Below are 22,934 nucleotides of genomic sequence, written 5' to 3'. Positions count from 1 at the left end.
TATGCCATTCACATTTTCACATCCGGCCATAGTTTTGCCGTTAAGGAATTTGAAAATTTTTTCTTGTACGGGATTAATTGTTGGAAGTATGATGCCAGATTTTGAATACTTTCTAAGAATGCGTATAGTGGGAGAGCATGGACATACAGCTTTAGGTGTATATTATTTTGATTTACCTATCGGATTTTTGTTTACCTATATTTATCATTATTGCATACGCAATACTTTTATTGATCATTTGCCTAATTTTTTTAGAAAAAGATTTATTTTTTTTAAACAATTCAATTGGAATAAATATGTAGAGAAACATTTTTTCGTTGTAGTTTATTCACTATTATTAGGAGTTTATTCCCATTTGTTTTGGGATGCTTTTACCCATGAGTATGGATATTTTGTACAAAAAATTCCTATTTTGAAAGAAACAATTTTTAAAAGACCTATTTATAATATTTTGCAACATTTAAGCTCAATAGTTGGAGCATGGCTTATTTATTATTCCATAAAAAAAATGCCTGTAGTATGTAATTTGAATGTTTATACTAATAATGTTATGATATATTGGTTTTGGGTTGTATTTTTCACAGGGAGTTTTACGTTGATTCGTTTTTACGATAACATGCATCTATGGATGATTGGGAATATAATAGTTACTACAATTATGAACTTTTTCCTAGCCTTGCTATTGATCAATTTTATTTACAAAACATTTAGGAAAAATAATGTTTAGCCTTTTCCCTTTCTTTTAAAATTTTTTAGTTTTTCTTTAATTATTTTAATATCTCTTTGTTCTATTTTAATCATAAAATACAGGAAAATAAAAAACAAAAAATTTCCTAAAACTATATGAACAAATATACTATTGCTTGTATAGAAAGAGAGAATACTAAGTAACGAGCTACCACCTATATAGAAGATAAGCTTTCTTTGGTTGTAAGGTATAGGATAATTTTTTTGTCCCCAAACATAAGAAATAACCATCATAACTAAATAAGAAAGAAAAGTGGCGTAAGCACAAGCCCAATATCCTAAGTTGGTGTATTTTAAACCTATCCAATTAAAAATAATAGTAATACCCGCACCAATTACAGATATAATAGCACCATAATGAGTATTATCAGAAAGTTTATACCAAATGGAAAGATTTAGATATATACCGAGAAATGTTGAACCTATTAGTAAAATGGGTACCACCTTAAGTCCAGACCAATATTCAGGATTGCGGATATATAATCTTCCAATCCAATCTAAATTAGCTACTAAAAATAAGAGAATTAATGCGCTGAAAATAGTAAAATACTTCATTAATGAAGCATATGTTTGTTTAGAATTTTTTTCACCGGCATGTGAAAAGAAAAATGGTTCAACCCCCAACAAATATGCAGTCTTAAATAAGGTTATAAAAGTTGCAATTTTATATACTGCACTATATATCCCCATTTCTATTTCTGCCGTTCCTTCCGGTAATAAGTATTTTAGAAATTGCCTATCCATCGTTTCGTTAATAATACCTGCCAAGCCAGCAATAGTAATCGGCCATGCATATAGCAACATTTTTTTCCAAAGTGGAATATTAAATGAATATTTACCATTAAACATTGTGGGAGTGAGCGCTAAAAATGTAACAATGCTAGCAATTAAATTGGCAACAAAAGCATAACCAATTCCATATTCAGGATTATAAAATTTTGAAAATATGGACGATCCAATTCCATAACTCTCAATTTGTTTAGGAATTACGAATATAAATAGTACGGTTAAAAAAAACATAACTATAGAATTCATAATCTTAAGTGAAGCAAATCGTAAGGCCTTATTTTCTATTCTTAATTTTGCAAACGGCACAGCTGACATTGCATCAGCAGCCAATATAAAAAGAAACCAGACGAGAAAATTAACTTGATCTGGATGTTTAAATACATTTGCTAAGGGAACCCTTGCAAGTAAACCAAAACCCAAAAAAATTAAAGAAACAATAAATACTGAGGTTAAAGAAGTAAAATAGACCATATTTTGTTGAGAACGGTCTTCCTTAAACTTTTGAAAAAAACGAAAAAAAGTTGTTTCCATGCCGTGTGTTAAAAGAACAGATATAATTCCTGCAGCGGAATAAAAATCGGCATAAACTGAATATTTTGAAGGTCCAAATGCTTTAACTAACATGGGAGTTAAAACAAAAGGAAATACTCTAACCAATACATTACTTAATCCGTAAATTAAGGTTTGACTAAATAATTTTTTATACAAAATAGATTTATTTTGGAGCTTAAAATTAATTTTATTGTTTGATTAATAAAAATAGTTTTAAATATAATCAACAAATTTAATGAAATTGATTAGGTTTGTGATAAACCTTATAAAGAAATGAAAAAAATATATTTTCTTCATGGATATAAAACCTCAGGTAAGAAATTTTTAGCCATTAAAGAGTATTATAAAAATTCTAAGGAATATTTACCAATTTATTGGGAATGGGATGAAAATTTAGATATTGCTAAATTTATCCTTGAAAAATCTAAAGTTTTAATGGAAGATGAAGGAGAGAAAATTATATTTGCGGATAGTATGGGGGCAAATTTGGCTTGGCATATCGTTAATCACTTTCCATCCATGCATTATGTAATGACGAACCCTGTTTTTGCAGCAGATCAAATTATAGATCAAAGTAGAATTCAACCTGAATTAAAATCTAAAATATTTAAGGCTACCTCTGATTCTATTATGAATAAAAATTTACACTTAATTATTTCTAAAAATGATCAAACTTTGAATAATAAGTATTATAAAATAGTATTTGGAGATGATTTTAAGACTTTGGATTTGGATGATGTACACGAGCTTATAAATATAAATAAATATATGCCTCTAATTCATAATGAAATAGAGGCAGCTTTTAAGAAAATTATATAGGAAATTATTACAAGTTGAATTCTGCATTTAAATATATAAATTGTTCCGCATCTTTTTTGATGTAGTTATAGTTTCTGAAATTGGCTGCAAATTTAAGAAGTTTTGTAGGTTGATATTCAATACCTAAAATAGCCAGACTACCATCCGTTTTATTCCAAGGTTTATCATTGATGGATGTAGATTTCATATAATCGTAACGGATAAATGGTTTCCACTTAGGAGCAATTTTTATCGTAGAAAAAACGGAATAACCTTGAAAATCATTTTCTTTAATAAATTTATTGTTAAACTGCTGAATGTATTCAGCTCCTACGGCTAATTTAGAGTTGTCGTATCCTACAAAAACATTCATAGTCATTAAATCTTTTTTGCTATTAAGGTTTACAGTATCAGAAGGTTTATTGTAATAGTCAACGTATCCTCTAATTAATAAATTTTTAACAGGTTTAATATTTGTACCCAAAGCATATCTCATAGTATTATCCATTTCAATATCTTTATATCCTTCTCCGTTGGTAATACTAGCATCTACAGAAACAATTTTGTTAAACTTATAAGTAGCATTAATACCTAGATCAGCACTTTGTCCAATTTTATTCAAAGTAGCTATATTTTCGATAACATATCTAAGTCCAAAATATTTTTCCTGTGTTGGATTAATTAGCGAGTTAATTAATCCAGCATTAACATCCCAATTTTTGTAGTTCCAATTTACATAGGCATTTTTTAAGAAAGGAACCAATTGATTGGAAGAGTTTTTGCCTGATGCACCATCTACAATAACTCTCGCTTGTAAAGTTGGAGTGAATTTATAATTGTACCCTATGTAGGCTCTTGTTATATCAAAACCTCTATGATCGTGAAAATCTGTATGGTAATCAAAGAAAGTACGTAAGATTACATTTCCACTAGGTTTAAAATCATTATTCTCTTGAGAGAATAAATTTAATGGAATTAGGCAATAAATGATAAAAAGTAATGAAGTTAGGTTTAAAATCTTTTTTTTCATAAAAATTTCTGGTTTAGAATTGTTTTTTTTTCTTGTTTTTTAGTGAAAATTTCTTGTTATTCTTAATAAAATTGATAAATAATTAAGAATTTTAAATTAATTTTAATAGTGTAAAAGTATGTAAAACAAGTCTAGAGATTGGTTAAGAAAGAGTGAAGAAATAAATACGATACTATTAAAAAAAATGATGGAATATTTAAATATCCATCATTAATTATACATATCTATGTATTTATTATAAGTATACTACCAAATAATCTATGAGATTGAATTTTAAATAATTAACCTTTTCTAATTAAACAAGTACCTGAAGAATAACCTCCGCCAAATACAGATAAACAGATTAGATCGTTACTTTTAAAATTATCATAATTTTGGGCGAGTACCAATGGGGCACTAGCGCATCCAGTGTTGCCCAAGGTTTCAATATTGGTTAAAGATTTAGATTCACATATACCTAATTCATTACAAACAAACGAGATAATTCTTTTGTTGGCTTGGTGGCCAATGAAATAAGATAAGTCATCAATGGTATAATTGTTTTTTTTAACAATATATTTAGTAAATTCACTCATATAAGTACAAGCATTAGTAAATACATCTTTGCCATAAAGCATTTGTATACCAACTTTAGGATTTAGAGTAATTCCATCCGGGCCTTTGCCTACATTTCCTAATCCTCTAGTTATAACATCAATTACCTTGGAATCATTAGAGGTAATTTTTTCATTAGAGAAAAATAAAGCTACCGCGGCATCGCCCCATAAGTGTCCAGATTCTCTATCATGATCGTTTGAATACTGAGAATTTTGATCAGCACAAACTAATAAGGCCCTTTTAGAGATATTTGTTTCAAAAAATGATTTTATAATTTCCATTCCGTTTACAGCTGAAGAGCAAGCAGAGGAGATATAGAAAGCTTTAGCTTTATCTATATTAAATTCTTTTTGTATAACATGTGCCGTTGTACTTATAGTGTCAGAGGGTGTGTAAGAACCAAAAATTATTAAATCCACTTCATGAATATCATAAGGTAAATTTTTAATCGCCGATTTTACAGCTTCAATGCACATATAGTTAACCGTTTCACCTTCATTAGCCCTAGCTCTAGTTATAATTCCAGTCCTTTTAACGTACCAATCCTCTGTAGAATCATTTATTTGAGCTAGATATTGATTATCTATTCTTTTCTCAGGTATGTAATATCCAGTAGAGTTTATAAACATGATTTATGCCTTTAAATATTAAGATATAGTGTTGTGAAAAAATAGTTGCGAAGATAATAATTAAATTATTTATCTATATTTTAAACTTTACATCATATTATTAAATATTTGAAGAAGAATAAATATTAATGTAACTTAATGAATTAGACTTATAATAATATTCAGGAATACTATATGTAAGGCTTAAAAAATACGCCAATACACTATGTTTTTACACTTAATATATTAACTATGATTTTACATTGTAAATGTATTGAAGATATTTTTAACAACAATGGAAATTGTTGTTTTTATATTAAAAAATACTTAAAAAAAAATATTAATAGATATGATAAGTACGAAATTCTGATATTAATCACCTTTGGAAAATGAATTAGTTAAAATATTAACTTTGTTATTGTTAAATATGATTTTAAATAATTAAAAAAATTGAATTTTATAATTTGAATTTTATAATTAATTTATGAAAAAATAGACGTGAATTAAAATATATGAAAAAAAAAAAATTACTACTTAGCTTATGTGTTTTTTTATCAATGCTTTTACCAATCCATTTGGAATCGCAAGTTGTAGATCAAGAATCTAGTAATCCACAAAAACAACTTGAAAACCAACAGAAACAAATTCAGGATTTACAAGAAGAAATGAGAATGTTGAAAGAACAACTTTATCGAACACAAGTTCCTGCCAATGTGGATAAATCATCTCAAACATCTCCTGAGCAAGAATTAAAAAAAGGACCGGTTTATATAAATAAGGGGAAAGTTTTTGCTAGAATTTTTATGGATTATGCTAATAATCTTACCCATGCAGGAGATAGGAGACAAGGAATTGATATTTCAAGAGCTTATTTAGGCTATGATTATCAAATGACGCAAGAATTATCTGCAAGAGTAATGATCGATGCCGCACCTGAAGGAATTTTAGCACAGACAGGAAAATCTAATACAGCAAGTTTAAAAAATCCAGTTTTAAAAAATGCATATATTAAATACCAAGATAAAGAGAATAAGTATTACATAATGGGCGGAATGTTCACAACACTTGAAAATACCGGTTACTTAAAATATTGGGGCAATAGATATATATCCAAAGGGTTGGCTGTAGATAGTAAAATGGACAAAGGAACGGATATAGGTATCGCTGGAAATTATAGATTTAATAAATTGATCTCTGTTGAAGCGTCGATCATGAATGGGGAGGGGTATAAAACAATTTCTAAAAATGGTTCTTTTTTATATACATTGTCAGTGCCATTACAAATTACAAAAAACTTTGAATTCAAACCCTTATTTAGTATAAAGACAGGTGAAGATAACCACCTTAAAGATAAAATGTTTATGTCATTTTTAGCCGGTTATAAAAATAAATTCATATCAGGAGGTGTTGAATTTGCTGAAACGTTTAACGACGGTAAGGACGATTTGAATAAATACGGTTATTCTATTTTTATTAATGGTAAATTAAATGAAAAATTTAAACTAATTGCCAGATACGATCAAGTAAAAAACACAGAATCTTCAAAATCATTTAGTGGATACGATATTTATGGGGAAAACGGGGCTTTTGCAGGACATTACAATTTAGCAATGTTTGGAATTGAATATAAGCTTATTAAGAATATTAAAATTGCACCAGCTTATATGTTAAGAACTCTAAAAAATGCAAATCAAAATCAAAAAGACATAAATATTAATACAATCTATTTATTTTTAGAATGTAGTTTTTAAAATTTAAAAAATAAGCAAAAAATATGGATAAATCTAAAATTTATAAATTAGGACTCTTAGCCTTGGTTATAGTAATCACTTGTATGACCCCCAATCCAGAAGGATTGAATCCGTTGGCATGGAAACTCTTTGGAGTATATTTAGCAGCAATATTAGGGTTGATCATGAAACCTTATAAAGAACCTGTAATACTATTATCAGCCTTAGCTATATCAGCTTTAATTATAGGTGTTTATAATAAGTTCTATATTCCAAAGGAAGAACAAGTGATAGAAATGAAAAAAGTTTTAGGGGGGTATGCTTCCACCACTACTTGGTTGGTTTTTTCTGCTTTTTCTTTAAGTGTTTCATTTGTAGTTACAGGGCTAGGCAAACGAATAGCCTATTTATTAATCAAGTTGATTGGAAATAGTACATTAAAGCTAGGATATGTAAATGTATTTTTAGAACTTCTATTATCCCCGGCAATGCCATCCAATACAGCAAGGGCTGGTGGAGTAGTTACTCCTATATTTAATAGTATAGCCTTGGCTTTAGGATCAGATCCAGAAAAATCACCCAAAAAAGCAGGACGATATCTACTACTAAACGTATATATGGTAACTAAAACAACAAGTTATTTATTCTTAACAGGTATGGCACCCAATGCATTAGCCTTAAGTTTATTACATCAAGTGAATCCGGCGTTTAATTTAACATGGATTCAATGGCTGTTATTTTCATCCGTACCAGGAATCATTTGTTTGTTTCTAACTCCTATAGTTATTTATCTATTGTGTCCACCAGAATTAAAAAAAGTAGATAATAAAAAAATCTCTGAAGAAGGACTTAGAGAATTAGGTCCAATGACCGTTAAAGAAAAAATATTAACGATAGTTTTTATATTGGCATTATTAGGATGGGTATTCGGAAGTATGTTAGGAATTGATTCCTCTGCAGTTGCCATAGCTGCAATGTCTATTCTACTAATTACCAATGTAATCAATTGGGATGAAGTATTAAAAAGTAAAGGAGGTTGGAGTACTTTAATATGGTATGGAGGTATCATAGGAATGTCTGGAGTGTTAAGCCAAGTAAACTTTTTTAAATGGTTAGGAGAAGCTTTAGCCACACAACTATCTGGAATAACACCAACCATGCAATTAGGAGGAGGTATGGTAGGTATTGTAATTATTTTAACAATCAGTATAGTTATTAGATATCTATTCGCATCCGGGGGTGCTTATGTAGCAGCTATGGTTACGGTATTCGGATTGTTAGGAGTAGCAATGAAAGTACCTTATGAATTGTTAGCTATAGGATTACTATTTTCCAATTCCTACGGAGGAACAACCAGTCACTATGGAGGAGCAGCTGCACCCATAGTTATGGCTTGCGGATATAACGATACAAAATCATGGTGGAAAATAGGTGGAGTTATAGGTTATGGTACACTTATCGTTCATTGTACAATAGGAATCTTATGGTGGAAATTCCTAATAGAGCTAGGAGTTTTAAACTAAGCTTTAAACGGAATTTACTAAATAAATTTTTAAGGTTATGATGGATATAGATACTATTTACAAAGTAAGAGAAGTAGATGCAGGTCAGGATAAACTTATCGCTGAGATTGAAAAATTTTTAAACAATAACGATTTAAAGCTAGGAAAAGATGTAATTAAATATCTAACAATTTCCATAGGTGGAGAAATTGTAGCTAGCGCAGGTATAGCAGAAGGCGGTATAATTAAATGTACAGCTATACATCCCAATTATAGAGGAGAAGGTTTAGTCCTCAAACTATTTACAGAACTTACGTATTTATGTTTTGATCTAGGCTTTAAAGATTTATTTATCTATACAAAACCCGAAAACGAAAAAATATTTAGGAATTGTGGATTTTTTCCCATAGAGATAGCCTCCAAAGTTATTTTAATGGAAAACAGTAAAACCAGATTAACTAATTATTGCAAAGATCTTCAAAAAATAAACAGTCGTATAAATGCAACAAAAATAGGAAGTGTAGTATTAAATGCTAACCCTTTTACTTTAGGACATCAATTTTTAGTTGAGAGTGCAGCATCACTTTGCGATTGGCTGCATGTATTTGTTGTCAAAGAAGATGCTTCCTACTTTTCATGGGAAGATCGTTTTGAATTGGTGAATAAAGGAATATCACATCTAAAAAATGTAACTCTACACGAAGGATCAAGATACATAATTTCCAGAGTAACCTTTCCTACCTATTTTTTAAAAGATGAAAAAATAGCAGATGAAAATTATGCAGAATTAGACCTAAGAATCTTTAGGCATTATATAGCACCGTCTTTAAATATAACCCATCGATTTGTAGGAACAGAGCCGACATCTCCAATTACTAACAAATATAATAGCGAGATGAATTATTGGCTAGAAGAAGCACCTTTAGCCTATCCCCCAATTAAAACTACAATTATTGAAAGAAAAACAGTCAACAGTCAGCCCATTTCAGCATCTAAAGTAAGAGAGTTGTATTTAGCGGATAAAATGGAAGAGCTGAAACTGTATGTTCCACCAACAACTTATGAATTTCTTGAGAAAAATAAAAATGTAAAAAATAAATGAGTGTAAAATTATGGAAATAGTACAAAAAGCTGTTGCCGGTACATTAGAATCCAGTGATATAATGATTAGAGTATCCCCCTCTGATGAGCTTGATATAGTGATTAACAGTACGGTAGAAGCACAATTTGGAGATGAAATTTTGAAAACCGTAAAAGAAATTCTTTCAAAGCTAAACATTGATAAAATTAAAATATTGATAGACGATAAGGGAGCCTTGGACTGCGTTTTAAGAGCTCGCCTAATAACTGCACTAATACGTTCAACCAAAGATCAAACATTATGGGAGAAAATTCAATAAAATTACGCAGAAGCATGCTGTTTGTACCTGGCGCAAACGCAGCTATGATAAGTAATTCTTTTATTTACAAGCCAGATTCAATTATGTTTGATTTAGAGGATTCAGTAGCACTAAAAGAAAAGGATGGAGCACGTATGTTAGTGGTGCAAGCATTAAAACACCCCTTTTATAGAGAGATTGAAAAAATTGTAAGGGTGAATTCTCTAACCTCTGAGTATGGAAAAGAGGATGTGAAAGCAGTAGTAAGTGCAGGAGTAAATGTTGTTCGATTGCCCAAAACAGACTCGGCGCAAGATGTTCTTGATATGGAACAGGAAATAGAATCCGCAGAAAAGTATTTTGGCATTGAAGTAGGAAGAACAAAAATGCTAGCAGCCGTGGAATCTGCTTTAGGAATACTTAATGCAAAAGAGATAGCATTCTCAACCAAACGTTTAATAGGGATAGCATTAGGAGCAGAGGATTATGTAAGAGACATTAAAACAGAACGATCTCCAGACGGTATTGAACTTTTATTTGCAAGAAGTTCTATACTTCATGCGGCAAGAGCTGCAGGAATCATGGCTTTTGATACCGTATTCTCAGATGCAAACAACGAAGAAGGATTTTTAAGAGAAGCAACTTTAATTAAACAATTGGGCTTTGATGGAAAATCTTTAGTAAATCCTAGACAAATTGAGTTGATACATAATTTATACGCTCCTACCCAGAAAGAGGTAGACTTTGCTAAGCAAGTAATTGAAGCAGCAGAGGAAGCCTTAAAGAAAGGTTCCGGGGTAGTATCTCTAAATGGAAAAATGGTGGATAACCCAATTATTGAAAGAGCTAAATTGGTTTTACAAAAAGCTGAATTATCTGGAATTAGAGAATAATAAAACCCGTATTAAGATGAATCAAAAAGAAAGAATATCAACCTATTTGGAATCTAAAGAAGCGATCCATGCCGGTGAATATAAAAAAATATGCAAACTAGACTTACTTGAAACCATTGCTAACGATAGAAAAATCTGTAAATCAATAGAACAAGCCATTGACAAGTGTGGATTAAAAGATGGAATGACAATTTCTTTTCATCATGCGTTTAGAAATGGTGACTATGTTATTAACATGGTAATGGAAGTAATTGCTAATAAAGGATTTAAAAATTTAACTTTAGCAGCCAGTTCTTTAAATAGTTGTAATTCTCCGTTGGTACAATATATCAAAGATGGAGTGATAACAAAAATATATACTTCTGGAATCAGGGGAGAGTTGGCTGAAGAAATTTCAGCAGGAATTATGAATGAGCCTGTGAATATACATTCCCATGGAGGAAGAGTACATTTAGTAAAAACAGGTGAAATAAAAATTGACGTGGCATTTTTAGGTGTACCGGTTTGTGACGAATATGGGAATGCTTCAGGGGTTGGATTTTGCGGTTCCCTAGGGTACGCAAAAGTAGATGCAGCGAATGCAGATAAAGTAATTCTACTTACAGAAAAATTTGAAGAATATCCTTTTACTCCCGCAAGTATTGCTCAAGATGAAGTTGATTACATTGTAAAAGTTGATCAAGTAGGAGATCCTAATAAAATTGGTGCAGATGCTACAAGAATGACTAGCAATCCACGTGAGTTGTTAATTGCAAGAAGAGCTTCAGAAGTAATTGCTAAATCAGGATTTTTTAAAGACGGTTTTTCACTACAGACCGGTTCCGGTGGAGCAGCATTGGCAGTGACTCGTTTTTTAGAAAATAAAATGAGAAGCAAAAATATAAAAGCAGGTTTTGCTTTAGGCGGAATTACTTCCAGTATGGTTAAACTTCATGAAGCAGGTTTAATAAAAAAACTGTTAGATGTTCAGAGTTTTGATAAGGATGCCGCACAATCATTAAAAGTTAATCCTAATCATTTAGAAATTAGTGCTAATCAATATGCCAATTATAGTTCTAAAGGAGCCTCTGTGGAAAGGTTAGATGTAGTTGTACTAAGTGCGTTAGAAATTGATGTGAATTTTAATGTAAATGTATTAACCGGATCAGACGGAGTAATTCGGGGAGCTTCTGGTGGACATAGTGATACAGCAGCATCCGCACAATTGGCGATCATCGTAGCCCCATTAGTAAGAGGACGTTTACCGACAGTAGTAGATCAAGTACTTACTTGCGTTACGCCTGGTGAAAATATAGATGTTTTAGTCACCGATCATGGAATAGCTGTAAATCCTGAAAGACCTAATTTGAAAAGACGTTTGGAAGATGCTGGAGTTTCTTTAGTATCTATTGAAGAACTTAAAAACAGAGCTTTAGAGCTTACAGGAATACCAAAACCTATTGAGTTTACAGATAAACCCGTAGCGGTTGTCAGGTATAGAGATGGAAGAGTGATTGATGTAGTGTACCAAGTAAAACACCATGGATAATTAATAAGATAGATGGAATTTTTATTTTCCGAATTTATATCGCCCAATAGTTTAGTAGGACAAGAACCTTCTTTAATGGAAGTACTAAATTCCAGAGAAAAAAAACAATTTTTACAACAAGAATGTTTGAAAAAATATTCTTGTTCTTTATTATCCATAAGTTTAATATCTCCCGGAGGGGTGAAAAAAAATTTATTGCAAGAATATCTTTTTTTTAGAGCATTAGAAACAGTAGATTCCTACTTGTTAGAAGAAAAAATAACCATACACGAGCGCTTAATAAAAGATGAAGATACTGGCTTATATGCATTGATATCTTTGGATGAAGATCCTATGGAATTAAAGCTAAGGATGATAAAATTAGAGGAAAGCCTGCCCCTAGCTAGATTGTGGGATTTAGATGTTTTAGATAAACAGGGAAATATAATCTCAAGAAAACAGACCCAACAAGCAGAATTACGAAAGTGTTTATTGTGTGAACAAAAGGCAAAAATATGTGCAAGAAAACGCCTTCATTCAATAGATGAGATCTATAAGCGAATACAACAATTAGTGATTGAAGATTTTCTTTCACAGAAAGTATCAGAAATGGCTTACCAATCTATGTTTGAAGAAATTAATTTAACTCCTAAACCCGGTTTGGTAGATGCGGAAAATTCTGGATCCCATCGAGATATGAATCAGCAGACCTTTTTAAAAAGTGCAGAAGCTATCAAGCCTTTTTTTGCAAGTTTTACGCTAATGGGGATTCATAATAGTCATGAAAGTCCAGAACTCGTATTTAAAAATATAAGAAGTTTAGGTTTGCAAGCAGAAAAAGCTATGTTTTCTGCTACCTCTAATATTAATACCCATAAAGGAACTATATTTTCTTTAGGATTGGTTGCTACTGCCGTAGGATATTTATACAAGAATCAACGAAAAATAAATTCTGATTCAATCGGTGAATTTGTAATAAATGCAACGGCAGGAATTCTTGAAGAATTTTATGGTATGGAAGACAGAGAAGAATCCATTGGTATACAATTATTTAAAAAATATCATTTAACAGGAGCAAGAGGAGAAGCTGCCGAAGGGTTTAAAACTGTACGTATGAATTCTTTACCGGTATTGTATAGATATCCAAGATTAAATAAAGAACATAGATTGTTGTTAGCACTTCTAAAACTGATTTCTGTGAATAACGATACCAACGTAGTCCATAGAGGAGGTTTAGAAGCTTTGGAATGGATGAAAAATTATGCACAAAACTTATTGCAAGATATGTTGATTTACGAAGACTTTAATTTTTTAGAAAAGCAAATGAAAATTTTTGATAAGCTATGCATTGAAAAAAATTTAAGTCCAGGTGGAAGTGCCGATTTATTGGCCCTTACATGGTTCTTTTTTGAATTAGAAAATAATTTTTTGAAATAAATATATAGAATCTAATTTTTTAAAAAAAGCAGATAATAAAATTATCTGCTTTTAGTATTATCGATTTCTTTCCATTAAAACTTCTTCTATATCTTCTAAACGGTAACCTTTTGCTTTTAGTAATATTAAATAATGATAAAGCAAGTCCGCAGCCTCATTTTTAAAAAGATTTTCGTTGTTATCTTTCGCTTCAATGACAACTTCCACCGCTTCTTCTCCAACTTTTTGTGCAACTTTGTTCATTCCCCTTTCAAAAAGTTTATAGGTATAAGAATCCTTAACCTTCTCATCAATTCGTTGGTTGATAATTTGTTGCAACTCATAAATAAAACCTAGAGATTTTTTTTTACCAAAACAGGAATAACTCCCCGTGTGGCAGGTAGGTCCTTCGGGAGAAGCTAAAATTAGTATAGTGTCTCGATCGCAGTCGATTTGAATGTCCTTCACCCAGAGATAATGATTAGAAGTTTCACCCTTGGTCCATAAACGATTTTTACTTCTGCTAAAGAAAGTTACTTTTTCTTCTTTTTTTGTTTTTTCAAAAGCTTCTTCATTCATGTACCCCAACATAAGAACTTGTAAGGTTAAATAATCTTGTATAATTACAGGAACTAGTCCATCGTTATTTTTATTAAAATCTATTTTCATTAGATAAATTATATTGAAAGTTATTCATTATTTAAATTGTTGTATTCAGTTTGTTTTACTTTTGGTAGTTTTTTTATAATCTCATCCACCGAATGTTGTACAAGTTCTTTGATGAGAAGGTTAGGTACATCACTTTCTAAGTAGACAGCATTCCATAAATTTGAGGTTGTGTGCTTTCCTTTGGTTATTCCTATATATTTTTCTCTCAAATCTATGCTTTTATCAGGATCACATTTCATACTAAAACTTAATTTACCATCTTTTGGGGAAATAGATCCGTAAGCAAACATTTTACCCATTACTTTAAAAACAAGAGTATTTTCATCGAAAGGAAAACTTTCGGTAGCTCCCTTTATAGATAAACAATAATCTCTAAAATCTTCGATATTCATTTTTTTAATATAAATTCGGGGATATAAATTTTTTTTATATCTATACGATTAAGTGATTATTATGTGAAAAATATTGAAATCTATTTTCATCGCATAGGAATATTTTGTTCTGATAAATAATTTTTAAGTTCAGGTATAGGTATTTCATTAAAATGAAAAATACTGGCAGCTAAAGCAGCAGATGTTTTAGTTTTTAGAAAAATATCAGAAAAATGCTCTTTGGTTCCTGCTCCTCCGGAAGCAATAACCGGAATATTAACTAAGTTAGCAACTTCTCCGGTAATATCCAAGGCAAAACCATTTTTCGTTCCATCATTATTCATGGATGTAAGCAATAATTCTCCGGCACCTAATTGTTCAGCTTGTTTTGCCCAATCTAAAGTAAAAATAGGAGTAGGGGTACGTCCCCCGTGGGTATAAACCATCCAACCATTCTCCTCATTTTTCGTATCAATAGCTACAACTACGCATTGGCTTCCAAATTGACCAGCAATTTCCGAGATTAATTCTGGTCTGCGTACGGCGGAAGAGTTAATACTAATTTTATCTGCTCCTGCTTTTACTAGGGCTGCTACATCCTCTACGGAATTAATACCTCCTCCTACGGTAAATGGAATGTTTACTTCATGGGCAATCCTTTCTACTAAATGTATAAGAGTAGAACGGTTTTCTATAGTTGCGGTAATGTCTAAAAACACGAGTTCATCTGCTCCTTGTTTTGCATAAGCTTTTGCTAGTTCTACCGGATCTCCGGCATCCATAAGGCTAACAAAATTCACCCCTTTTACCGTACGTCCGTTTTTTATGTCTAAACAAGGAATAATTCTTTTTTTTAACAAAATATATAATTTTAAAAATTAGAAAGTTCTTCTAAACTTATTCTTCCTTCATAAAAGGCTTTTCCAATAATGGCTCCTTCACAACCCATTTCTTTTAATCTATATAAATCCTCCACACTAGAAACTCCACCGCTGGCAATTAATTTTACCTGAGTTTTTTCCAAAATTTCATGGTAAAGTTCATTCGAAGTTCCTTCTAGCATTCCGTCTTTAGAAATATCGGTACAGATAACATAAGTAATTCCTTTTTTCTGGTATTCTTGTATGAAATCTACTACTTCTAAAGAGGAAGATTCTAACCAACCTTGGGTAGCTATTTTTCTATCTTTACAATCGGCCCCCAAAATAATTCTATCGGCTCCATATTTTTCAATCCAAGATTGGAAAATATCCGGATTTTTCACGGCAATGCTTCCTCCGGTTATTTGGCTTGCTCCATTTTCAAAAGCAATTCGTAAATCTTCATCACTTTTTAATCCTCCTCCAAAATCTATTTTAAGGTTGGTTTCTGTAGCTATTTTATATAGAGTATCATAATTGATGATTCTACTGGATTTTGCTCCGTCTAAATCTACCAAGTGCAAATAATTAATTCCAGCATCTTCAAATTCTTTGGCAGCATCCAAAGGGTCTTCTCGGTAAATTTTTTCGGTAGAATAATCGCCTTTGGTTAGACGTACACATTTTCCGTTTATAATATCTATGGCGGGTATAATTCTCATTGATTATATTTTTTTTTGTGGGTGTATAGGTTGTAATTACCAATTAAACCAAAATTCGTCAAACAGAGCGTTGTCTGTTTTGGAAATACCAATTTTATCTCTAATTTCTTCAATATTTGTATAAATAAATTTTTTATATTCAGTTTCAACAATTATCTCTTTCAATTTAGCTAAAACTTTAGTGTCATCTTCTATAAAACAATAATCAGGTCTTAATAAGACATATTTTCTATTTGCATTTGGGAAATCTTTTTCATCATGATATTTTTTTACCTTATCGTACATTGATTTAAGTTGATCTAAATCAACAGGAGAATACATTTTATTTTCAAAAGCTAAAAGATACCATTCGTCATTTATTTTTATTTTTGTAATTAGATCAATATATTTCCATTGTCTCCACACATCTACAGATGTAACAACTTTGTCTTTTAAATGGTTTTCATCATCGAAAAGAAGTTTAGATAAAACTTTCTTAGCATAATCATTTACGGAAGGAGATATATCTTTGTATTTTTCTTCTGCACAACGTAAAGTCCAGGAAATAAAGAAATCTATAACTTCTTCACATTTATTAGATTTTGATTTTTTTTCTTTTCTATCTTCCCAATTCCAATCTTTAAAGAAAGAAGGTAAAGTGGTTGGGGTTATTTCTTTAGATTGATCTTCTTTATTAATCATTTTTTTAAAAGTTATATAATTATAATTCAATAAAATTTTTTAAAATCTGTTCTCCGATATCCGCTGATTTTTCCGGGTGAAACTGGGTGGCATAAAAATTATCTTTTTGCAAAGCAGCACTATAGGGAAGAATATAATTGCAGGTGGCAGAAGTCTCCTTACATAACTCTACGTAGTAGCTGTGTATAAAATAAACATCGCTATTCTCTTCTATATTTTGGAATAAATTTCCTTGCAGGTCATAAATATTATTCCATCCCATATGAGGAACCAATTCTTTAGGGGGAAATTTTTTCACCTCTGCATCAAAAATATGCAGGCAATCGGTATTCCCTTCTTCGGAATGTTTGCACATGAGTTGTTGCCCTAAACAAATGCCTAAAAAAGGTTGGGTAAGTGACTTAAGAAAAACGTCCATATTTCTTTCTCTTAGGTAGTTCATAGCGGTTTCGGCTTCGCCCACTCCGGGGAAAATAACTTTGTCTGCTTGTAGAATGGTTTCTTTATCATCTGTAACCAAAGATTCTACCCCCAATCGGGATAAGGCATTTTGTACTGATTTTATATTTCCTGCATTGTATTTTATAATGGCTAACATAATTTAGATTTAAGTGAGAAGATATAAGGTTTAAGGTTGAAATTTATTTTTCTTTTGTAATTCTATTTCTATTCCTTTTTGAAACCCATACATATCTATTATTTTAGACTTGGGATAATGTGTTTGTGTACTTTTACCATCAAAAAAATCAATTGTGTAGATTTTATTGGATAAATCATCAATTTGTTCCTTATTCTCTTCATAAAATATTTTAATATATTTTAATGAATTTTTATCAACCTTTGTAAAACCACAATTTTTATCATCTATAAAAAAACGGCTAAAAGTAGAACGGAAATTTCTATCAAACGCAGGAATAAAGCCAAATACACCTAATAAAATTTTTGTTACAAGAGTTAAATGAGTATGGTTTTCTGTAAATCTTTCTTGTATTTCTTTATAAATATCTAATATGGTATTAATATTCTGATCATTGTAATTGTGTACATCAATATCCCATATTTCTGGTCTATCATTTTTTAACTTGTTTATATATTGAATGGTTGGAATAAAATGAGCTAAGCTTTTTTCTTGTAATAAAAAACTTGAGCCACGAAACATCCCCCAACTAGCTAAGTAAGTAGCCAAAACTAAACAGCTTTTTTCTAAATCCTTGTTTATATCGCTAGTTTTGAAATAATTAAAACAGTAATCAAAAGAAGCATATCTCTTTTTGTGCTCTCTATTTTTTAAATAAAGATCTACTTTTTCTTTTATATCTTCTTGTTTCATCATTGAATTTAGTTATTAAAGGCTTCCTTTGGTACTAGGAATAGCAAAATTAGCATCGGTTTGCTTTACTGCCATCTTTATAGCTTTGGCAAAGGCTTTAAAAATAGCTTCAATTTTATGGTGCTCGTTTTCTCCTTCTGCTTTTATATTTAAGTTGCATTTGGCGTTATCGCTAAAAGATTTAAAGAAATGATAAAACATTTCGGTAGGCAGCTCTCCAATTTTTTCACGTTTAAACTCTGCATCCCAAACCATCCAAGGTCGTCCACCAAAATCAATTCCTACCTGTGCTAAGCAATCATCCATGGGTAAAAGGAATCCATAGCGTTCAATCCCCTTTTTACTACCTAAAGCTTGTAAAACAGCTTCTCCTAAAGCAATTCCGGTATCTTCTATGGTATGATGTTCATCTACGTTTAAATCTCCATCCACCTCAATAAATAAATCCATATTTCCATGCTTGGCTATTTGTTCCAGCATATGGTCGTAGAAACCTAAACCGGTATGGATTTTACTTTTTCCGGAACCATCTAAATTAATTTCAACCGAAATTTTAGTTTCATTGGTATTTCTAACTACTTTAGCTTTTCGGGGTTCTTTTTTCAGGTATTGATAAATTTCCGCCCAATTTTTAGTACTAAAAGTAGCTTCGTTTTTTTTTTCATCTCCCATATAAATAGATTTAGAACCTAAATTTTTCGCCAATTGAACATCGGTTAATCGATCTCCGATTACATAGGAATTATTTAAATCGTAGTTTCCTTTTATATAGTGGGTAAGCATTCCAATTCCTGGTTTCCGAGTAGGAAGATTTTCATGTTCAAAGCTTTTGTCGATGAGAATTTCTGAAAACTTAATTCCTTCATTTTCAAAAGCTTGTATGATTTTATTATGTGCCGGCCAAAAAGTATGTTCCGGAAAAGAATCGGTGCCTAATCCATCTTGATTGGTTACCATTACCAATGCATAATCCATTTCCCGAGCAATTTTCGCGAGATTTTGAAAAACTCCCGGGTAAAATTCTAATTTTTCCAAGCTGTCTAGTTGATAGTCTACCGGAGGTTCAATGACCAAAGTACCGTCTCGGTCAATAAATAATACTTTTTTCATTAGGAAATATTTTTTAGGGCTTGAATTAACTTTTCATTTTCTTCGGGAGAACCTACTGTAATTCTAAGGCTATTCTTAATTTTTGAGGATTGATTTCGTACAATAATTTTTTGTTCTAATAATTCCTGAAAAACTTTATTAGCATCCGTAAATTCAACTAGAAAAAAATTGGTGTCTGAGGGATATACTTTGGTAATTATAGGAATATTTTTAAATTCTTCTTTCATCTTTTCTTTTTCTGAAAGAATCATTTTTACTCTTTTTTCAAATTCTTCTTGATTATGGAGGACTTCTAAGGCTGCTTTTTGATTTAATACACTAATGTTATAAGGATGCTTTACTTTGTTTAAAAGTTGTATAATTTCTGGATTTGCGTAAGCCATTCCTATACGTACTCCTGCAATACCCCATGCTTTACTTAGGGTTTGGAAAACAATAAGGTTGGGGTAATTGTTTATTTGATTCAAGTAAGATTTTTGAGTGGAGAATTCAAGATAAGCCTCATCAATGGCAACAATACCTTTGAAGTTTTCGAGAATAAAATCAATATCCTTAGAGTTTATATGGTTTCCGGTTGGATTATTGGGGGTACATATAACCACAACTTTTAAGTTTTCATCAGAAAAATATTTTTTTGCTTCTTCAAGATTGATCTGAAAGTCAGGGGTTAAAGGAATATCAATAATTTCAACTTCGTTTAATTCTGCCGCTACTTGGTACATTCCAAAGGTTGGATTAAAAAATAGTACTTTATCTTTTCCTGGACGGCAGAAAACGCGATAAATATGATCAATAATCTCATCACTTCCATTTCCTATAAAAATTTGATTAGGTTCTATTTTTTTTATTTCGCTTATTTTTTGTTTCAATTTTTGTTGGTAAGGATCCGGGTAGCGATTGTTTTCTCCAAATGGATTTTCGTTAGCATCTAAAAATACCCCTTGTATTCCTCCGGATTCATCTCTAGCGCTAGAATAAGGTTGCATGTTTAAAATATTAGTTCGAGCTAGTTTTTTTATATCAATATTCATTTTTATTATAATTAATTTAACTAATAATTTATTTTAATCGTAAAGAAACTGCATTTTTGTGACCTAAGAGTTCTTCTGCTTCAGCCATTAGTTCAATGGTAGGCCCAAGGTTTTGAATTCCCTCTTGGGTAAGTTCTTGAAAAGTGATTTTTTTTACAAAACTATCAAGAGAAACTCCGCTATAATTTCGTGCATAACCGTTTGTAGGTAAAGTATGATTGGTACCACTAGCATAGTCACCGGCACTTTCACAACTATAATTTCCTAAAAATACGGAACCTGCATTTTCTATTTTATTTACATAATTTACGAAATCTTTTATAGCTAAAATTAAATGTTCAGGAGCGTATTGGTTACTAAATTGAATACATTCATCTATAGAATTAAATAAAATTGCAGTGCTATGGTCTAAAGCTTTAGCCGCAATTTCTTTTCTGGGAAGTTGTTTAAGTTGATTTTCAATTTCTTTTAAAGTTTTCTCAAGTATTGCTTCGTCCGTGGTAAGGAAAATAACCTGACTATCAGTTCCATGTTCCGCTTGTGATAGTAGATCCGCAGCTACAAAAGATGGATTAGCTTGTTCATCTGCAATAATGAGAACCTCACTAGGTCCTGCAGGTAAATCAATGCTTATATTGAATTCTTGGGCATATTTTTTGGCCGCAGTAACGTATTGATTTCCTGGTCCAAAGATTTTGTAAACCGCAGGGATAGATTCTGTCCCCAAACTTAATGCTGCAATTGCCTGTATTCCTCCCACTTTATAGATCTCTGTAATTCCAACAGTTTTGGCAGCGAAAAGAATAGCTGGGTGTATATCCCCCTCACTGTCTGGGGGGGTACATAATATAATTTCTTTGCATCCGGCTAGTTTTGCAGGGATGCCTAGCATTAACACGGTAGAGAAAAGGGGAGCTGTTCCTCCGGGTATGTATAAGCCTACTTTTTCAATCGGTCTAGATTCACGCCAACATATTACACCGGGTTCAATATCAATAAGTTTAGGATGTTCTTTTTGTGAGGAATGAAATTTTTCAATATTATTTTTTGCACGAACAATGGCTTCTTGTAAAGCCATAGATATTTTATTAGTAGAATCATCAATTTCCTCTTTAGAAACTTTTAATTGTGTAAGATTTACATTGTCAAATTTTTCCGTGTATAATTTTAAGGCAGAATCTCCAGAGATTTTAATGTCGTTAAAAACACTTTTTACGGTATCTAGTAAGGATTCTTTTTCTCTTTCCGGTCTTAGGATTAAATCTTGCCAATCAGATTTAGCGGGGTATTTTATTGTTTTCATATTCTTATTTTATAAATTTAAGCATAATAAGCTAAAGAATCATTTTTTCAATAGGAACCACAAGGATGCTTTCAGCTCCAAGATTTTTTAGTCGGTCTATAATATCCCAGAATTCGTCTTCTTTTATCACCGAATGTATACTGCTCCAGCCTTCTTTAGCCAAAGGAAGAACCGTAGGACTTTTCATTCCTGGTAAAACTTCAATAATCGCAGAGATAGCGGTGTTAGGAGCATTTAATAATATATATTTATTTTCACGTGAATAAATAACTGCCTGAATTCTAAATAAAAGTTTTTCTAAGATTTTTTGTTTTTCATGAGATAAATTTTCAGATTTAATAAGTATAGCCTCGCTTTTAGTTACCGTTTCAACTTCTTTTAGCCCATTCATTAATAAAGTACTACCCGTACTAACTATATCAAAAATACCATGAGCCAAGCCTATGCTAGGGGCAATTTCTACACTACCACTAATCTCTTCAATTTCTACGTATAAATTATTTTCAGCGCAAAATTCACTTAAAATTTTAGGATAACTAGTAGCAACTTTCTTGTTATTGAAATAAGAAATACCCGTATAATTTTCATCCTTAGGTATGGCTAATGACAATCGGCAGTTTCCAAAACCAAGTTTTCGTATAGTCTCTACTTTTCTGTTTTTTTCCCACACCTCATTCTCTCCTAAAATGCCTATATCAGCTACATTTTGTTCTATATATTGAGGGATATCATCATCTCTTAAAAATAACACTTCTATGGGAAAGTTAGAAGAGTTGGTTTTTAATGTTTGACTTCCTTTTGAAATTTTGATACCGCATTCTCTTAGTAGTTCCAATGATTTTTCACTTAATCTTCCACTTTTTTGAATTGCAATTTTTAATTTATCCATTTGTTTTTTTATTCTTAATCCTGAGATAATACTAACAAAAAAACCGCCAGATTACTCAGGCGGTTTATATGATAGATCGTACGTACACAAAATCAATCCACTAGCTCACCTGTTTGCAAGTAGTTAAAGTGATGATGATGTGTGTGTGTAAAATTCATTTATTATTTTTTGTTGATACAAATTTATAAAAAAATATAATACCCTTTTAAAAATAAATATTATTAATTGAAAATGATATTATTTCAAATTTAAATAATTTTAAAATTAGTTTTCTTATAACATTTATCTATACTATTCTTAGAAATACACCTTATTTTACCGTTTATTTATTTAGCTCCCCGTTTAGATTAGGACAATCTAAAGAAAATAAAACAATGGCATTTTACATATTAATATATTAAATTTGTCTTTGAACTAAAA

23 protein-coding genes are annotated in these 22,934 nt (G+C 31.1%); 9 read left to right on the top strand and 14 right to left on the bottom strand.

Features of this window, described 5'->3' with window-relative positions; translation table 11 throughout:
- The first annotated feature begins 1 nt into the window (after position 1).
- Positions 2-727, top strand: coding sequence for a DUF4184 family protein (locus ETU08_RS05915; RefSeq protein ID WP_146262102.1), 726 nt, complete (start codon positions 2-4; stop codon positions 725-727).
- On the opposite strand, the gene ETU08_RS05910 is transcribed toward ETU08_RS05915, so the two are convergent.
- A complete protein-coding gene (locus tag ETU08_RS05910; protein WP_146262101.1) occupies positions 724-2,244 on the bottom strand; it encodes a lipopolysaccharide biosynthesis protein in 1,521 nt (506 codons plus the stop codon). The two genes, ETU08_RS05915 and ETU08_RS05910, sit on opposite strands and share 4 nt — an antisense overlap.
- 117 nt (positions 2,245-2,361) lie before the next feature.
- On the opposite strand from ETU08_RS05910, the gene ETU08_RS05905 reads away from it, so the two are divergent.
- Positions 2,362-2,907: a hypothetical protein gene (locus ETU08_RS05905; RefSeq protein ID WP_146262100.1), complete on the top strand. Its 546-nt coding sequence runs from the start codon at positions 2,362-2,364 to the stop codon at positions 2,905-2,907.
- Positions 2,908-2,914: 7 nt separating this feature from the next.
- Here the strand turns inward: ETU08_RS05905 and ETU08_RS05900 are convergent, their stop codons facing one another.
- Both ETU08_RS05900 and ETU08_RS05895 read right to left on the bottom strand, forming a co-directional pair.
- On the bottom strand, positions 2,915-3,916 hold the full coding sequence (locus ETU08_RS05900) for a hypothetical protein (protein WP_146262099.1): 1,002 nt from the start codon (positions 3,914-3,916) through the stop codon (positions 2,915-2,917).
- Between the two features lie 281 nt (positions 3,917-4,197).
- The gene (locus ETU08_RS05895) at positions 4,198-5,142 is read right to left on the bottom strand and encodes a 3-oxoacyl-ACP synthase III family protein (protein ID WP_146262098.1); all 945 of its coding nucleotides are present in this window, start codon (positions 5,140-5,142) and stop codon (positions 4,198-4,200) included.
- Between the two features lie 491 nt (positions 5,143-5,633).
- Here ETU08_RS05895 and ETU08_RS05890 point away from each other — a divergent pair, with 491 nt between their 5' ends.
- From ETU08_RS05890 to citG, 7 genes are read left to right on the top strand one after another with little or no spacing between them, the layout of a single operon-like run.
- Positions 5,634-6,872, top strand: a complete 1,239-nt coding sequence (locus tag ETU08_RS05890; protein WP_146262097.1) for a porin family protein — start codon at positions 5,634-5,636, stop codon at positions 6,870-6,872.
- Between the two features lie 23 nt (positions 6,873-6,895).
- Positions 6,896-8,374, top strand: coding sequence for an anion permease (locus ETU08_RS05885; protein WP_146262096.1), 1,479 nt, complete (start codon positions 6,896-6,898; stop codon positions 8,372-8,374).
- 37 nt (positions 8,375-8,411) lie between these two features.
- The gene (gene citC / locus ETU08_RS05880; RefSeq protein WP_221410540.1) at positions 8,412-9,455 is read left to right on the top strand and encodes a [citrate (pro-3S)-lyase] ligase; all 1,044 of its coding nucleotides are present in this window, start codon (positions 8,412-8,414) and stop codon (positions 9,453-9,455) included.
- Positions 9,456-9,465: 10 nt separating this feature from the next.
- The gene (gene citD, locus ETU08_RS05875; RefSeq protein WP_146262095.1) at positions 9,466-9,753 is read left to right on the top strand and encodes a citrate lyase acyl carrier protein; all 288 of its coding nucleotides are present in this window, start codon (positions 9,466-9,468) and stop codon (positions 9,751-9,753) included.
- Positions 9,735-10,625, top strand: a complete 891-nt coding sequence (gene citE, locus ETU08_RS05870) for a citrate (pro-3S)-lyase subunit beta (RefSeq protein ID WP_146262094.1) — start codon at positions 9,735-9,737, stop codon at positions 10,623-10,625. The genes citD and citE overlap by 19 nt, the downstream gene beginning before the upstream one ends.
- Before the next feature lie 16 nt (positions 10,626-10,641).
- The gene (citF, locus tag ETU08_RS05865; protein WP_146262093.1) at positions 10,642-12,153 is read left to right on the top strand and encodes a citrate lyase subunit alpha; all 1,512 of its coding nucleotides are present in this window, start codon (positions 10,642-10,644) and stop codon (positions 12,151-12,153) included.
- Between the two features lie 12 nt (positions 12,154-12,165).
- Entirely contained in the window at positions 12,166-13,569 is a 1,404-nt protein-coding gene (citG, locus tag ETU08_RS05860) for a triphosphoribosyl-dephospho-CoA synthase CitG (RefSeq protein ID WP_146262092.1), read from the top strand.
- 57 nt (positions 13,570-13,626) lie between these two features.
- On the opposite strand, the gene hisIE is transcribed toward citG, so the two are convergent.
- The 11 genes from hisIE to hisG form a co-directional block, all read right to left on the bottom strand.
- Positions 13,627-14,217, bottom strand: a complete 591-nt coding sequence (gene hisIE, locus ETU08_RS05855) for a bifunctional phosphoribosyl-AMP cyclohydrolase/phosphoribosyl-ATP diphosphatase HisIE (protein ID WP_146262091.1) — start codon at positions 14,215-14,217, stop codon at positions 13,627-13,629.
- 20 nt (positions 14,218-14,237) lie between these two features.
- Positions 14,238-14,609: an MmcQ/YjbR family DNA-binding protein gene (locus ETU08_RS05850; protein ID WP_146262090.1), complete on the bottom strand. Its 372-nt coding sequence runs from the start codon at positions 14,607-14,609 to the stop codon at positions 14,238-14,240.
- 86 nt (positions 14,610-14,695) lie between these two features.
- On the bottom strand, positions 14,696-15,448 hold the full coding sequence (gene hisF, locus ETU08_RS05845) for an imidazole glycerol phosphate synthase subunit HisF (RefSeq protein ID WP_146262089.1): 753 nt from the start codon (positions 15,446-15,448) through the stop codon (positions 14,696-14,698).
- Between the two features lie 11 nt (positions 15,449-15,459).
- Positions 15,460-16,170, bottom strand: coding sequence for a 1-(5-phosphoribosyl)-5-[(5-phosphoribosylamino)methylideneamino]imidazole-4-carboxamide isomerase (gene hisA / locus ETU08_RS05840; RefSeq protein ID WP_146262088.1), 711 nt, complete (start codon positions 16,168-16,170; stop codon positions 15,460-15,462).
- A gap of 36 nt (positions 16,171-16,206) precedes the next feature.
- The gene (locus tag ETU08_RS05835; protein WP_146262087.1) at positions 16,207-16,851 is read right to left on the bottom strand and encodes a PD-(D/E)XK nuclease family protein; all 645 of its coding nucleotides are present in this window, start codon (positions 16,849-16,851) and stop codon (positions 16,207-16,209) included.
- A gap of 19 nt (positions 16,852-16,870) precedes the next feature.
- Complete coding sequence (gene hisH / locus ETU08_RS05830) at positions 16,871-17,449, bottom strand: imidazole glycerol phosphate synthase subunit HisH (protein WP_185145287.1); 579 nt, start codon at positions 17,447-17,449, stop codon at positions 16,871-16,873.
- A gap of 30 nt (positions 17,450-17,479) precedes the next feature.
- Positions 17,480-18,184 (bottom strand): hypothetical protein, encoded by a 705-nt coding sequence (locus ETU08_RS05825; protein WP_221410415.1) that lies wholly within the window; start codon positions 18,182-18,184, stop codon positions 17,480-17,482.
- A 12-nt stretch (positions 18,185-18,196) separates the two neighbouring features.
- Positions 18,197-19,291: a bifunctional histidinol-phosphatase/imidazoleglycerol-phosphate dehydratase HisB gene (hisB, locus tag ETU08_RS05820; RefSeq protein ID WP_146262085.1), complete on the bottom strand. Its 1,095-nt coding sequence runs from the start codon at positions 19,289-19,291 to the stop codon at positions 18,197-18,199.
- Positions 19,291-20,322: a histidinol-phosphate transaminase gene (gene hisC, locus ETU08_RS05815; protein WP_146262084.1), complete on the bottom strand. Its 1,032-nt coding sequence runs from the start codon at positions 20,320-20,322 to the stop codon at positions 19,291-19,293. The genes hisB and hisC overlap by 1 nt, the downstream gene beginning before the upstream one ends.
- A gap of 28 nt (positions 20,323-20,350) precedes the next feature.
- Positions 20,351-21,625 carry a histidinol dehydrogenase gene (gene hisD / locus ETU08_RS05810; protein ID WP_146262083.1) on the bottom strand — a complete coding sequence of 425 codons (1,275 nt, stop codon included), beginning with the start codon at positions 21,623-21,625 and terminating at the stop codon, positions 20,351-20,353.
- Positions 21,626-21,656: 31 nt separating this feature from the next.
- Positions 21,657-22,514 (bottom strand): ATP phosphoribosyltransferase, encoded by an 858-nt coding sequence (hisG, locus tag ETU08_RS05805; RefSeq protein WP_146262082.1) that lies wholly within the window; start codon positions 22,512-22,514, stop codon positions 21,657-21,659.
- Between the last annotated feature and the right edge of the window lie 420 nt (positions 22,515-22,934).

The organism is Apibacter muscae (genome assembly GCF_007845635.1).
Classification (GTDB): Bacteria; Bacteroidota; Bacteroidia; order Flavobacteriales; family Weeksellaceae; genus Apibacter; species Apibacter muscae.
The sequence above is the reverse complement of the archived record's forward strand: the minus strand, read 5'-3'. Positions and strand labels throughout refer to the sequence as shown.

What these genes read in the sequence shown, in the direction of transcription:
- hisH (WP_185145287.1), bottom strand. Translation starts at nt 17,449, where the DNA reads ATGTTAGCCATTATAAAATACAATGCAGGAAATATAAAATCAGTACAA.
- citC (WP_221410540.1), top strand. Translation starts at nt 8,412, where the DNA reads ATGATGGATATAGATACTATTTACAAAGTAAGAGAAGTAGATGCAGGT.
- citE (WP_146262094.1), top strand. Translation starts at nt 9,735, where the DNA reads ATGGGAGAAAATTCAATAAAATTACGCAGAAGCATGCTGTTTGTACCT.
- citF (WP_146262093.1), top strand. Translation starts at nt 10,642, where the DNA reads ATGAATCAAAAAGAAAGAATATCAACCTATTTGGAATCTAAAGAAGCG.
- ETU08_RS05905 (WP_146262100.1), top strand. Translation starts at nt 2,362, where the DNA reads ATGAAAAAAATATATTTTCTTCATGGATATAAAACCTCAGGTAAGAAA.
- hisD (WP_146262083.1), bottom strand. Translation starts at nt 21,625, where the DNA reads ATGAAAACAATAAAATACCCCGCTAAATCTGATTGGCAAGATTTAATC.
- ETU08_RS05895 (WP_146262098.1), bottom strand. Translation starts at nt 5,142, where the DNA reads ATGTTTATAAACTCTACTGGATATTACATACCTGAGAAAAGAATAGAT.
- hisIE (WP_146262091.1), bottom strand. Translation starts at nt 14,217, where the DNA reads ATGAAAATAGATTTTAATAAAAATAACGATGGACTAGTTCCTGTAATT.
- hisA (WP_146262088.1), bottom strand. Translation starts at nt 16,170, where the DNA reads ATGAGAATTATACCCGCCATAGATATTATAAACGGAAAATGTGTACGT.
- ETU08_RS05900 (WP_146262099.1), bottom strand. Translation starts at nt 3,916, where the DNA reads ATGAAAAAAAAGATTTTAAACCTAACTTCATTACTTTTTATCATTTAT.
- ETU08_RS05850 (WP_146262090.1), bottom strand. Translation starts at nt 14,609, where the DNA reads ATGAATATCGAAGATTTTAGAGATTATTGTTTATCTATAAAGGGAGCT.
- hisB (WP_146262085.1), bottom strand. Translation starts at nt 19,291, where the DNA reads ATGAAAAAAGTATTATTTATTGACCGAGACGGTACTTTGGTCATTGAA.
- citG (WP_146262092.1), top strand. Translation starts at nt 12,166, where the DNA reads ATGGAATTTTTATTTTCCGAATTTATATCGCCCAATAGTTTAGTAGGA.
- ETU08_RS05825 (WP_221410415.1), bottom strand. Translation starts at nt 18,184, where the DNA reads ATGATGAAACAAGAAGATATAAAAGAAAAAGTAGATCTTTATTTAAAA.
- citD (WP_146262095.1), top strand. Translation starts at nt 9,466, where the DNA reads ATGGAAATAGTACAAAAAGCTGTTGCCGGTACATTAGAATCCAGTGAT.
- ETU08_RS05890 (WP_146262097.1), top strand. Translation starts at nt 5,634, where the DNA reads ATGAAAAAAAAAAAATTACTACTTAGCTTATGTGTTTTTTTATCAATG.
- hisG (WP_146262082.1), bottom strand. Translation starts at nt 22,514, where the DNA reads ATGGATAAATTAAAAATTGCAATTCAAAAAAGTGGAAGATTAAGTGAA.
- hisC (WP_146262084.1), bottom strand. Translation starts at nt 20,322, where the DNA reads ATGAATATTGATATAAAAAAACTAGCTCGAACTAATATTTTAAACATG.
- ETU08_RS05835 (WP_146262087.1), bottom strand. Translation starts at nt 16,851, where the DNA reads ATGATTAATAAAGAAGATCAATCTAAAGAAATAACCCCAACCACTTTA.
- ETU08_RS05915 (WP_146262102.1), top strand. Translation starts at nt 2, where the DNA reads ATGCCATTCACATTTTCACATCCGGCCATAGTTTTGCCGTTAAGGAAT.
- ETU08_RS05885 (WP_146262096.1), top strand. Translation starts at nt 6,896, where the DNA reads ATGGATAAATCTAAAATTTATAAATTAGGACTCTTAGCCTTGGTTATA.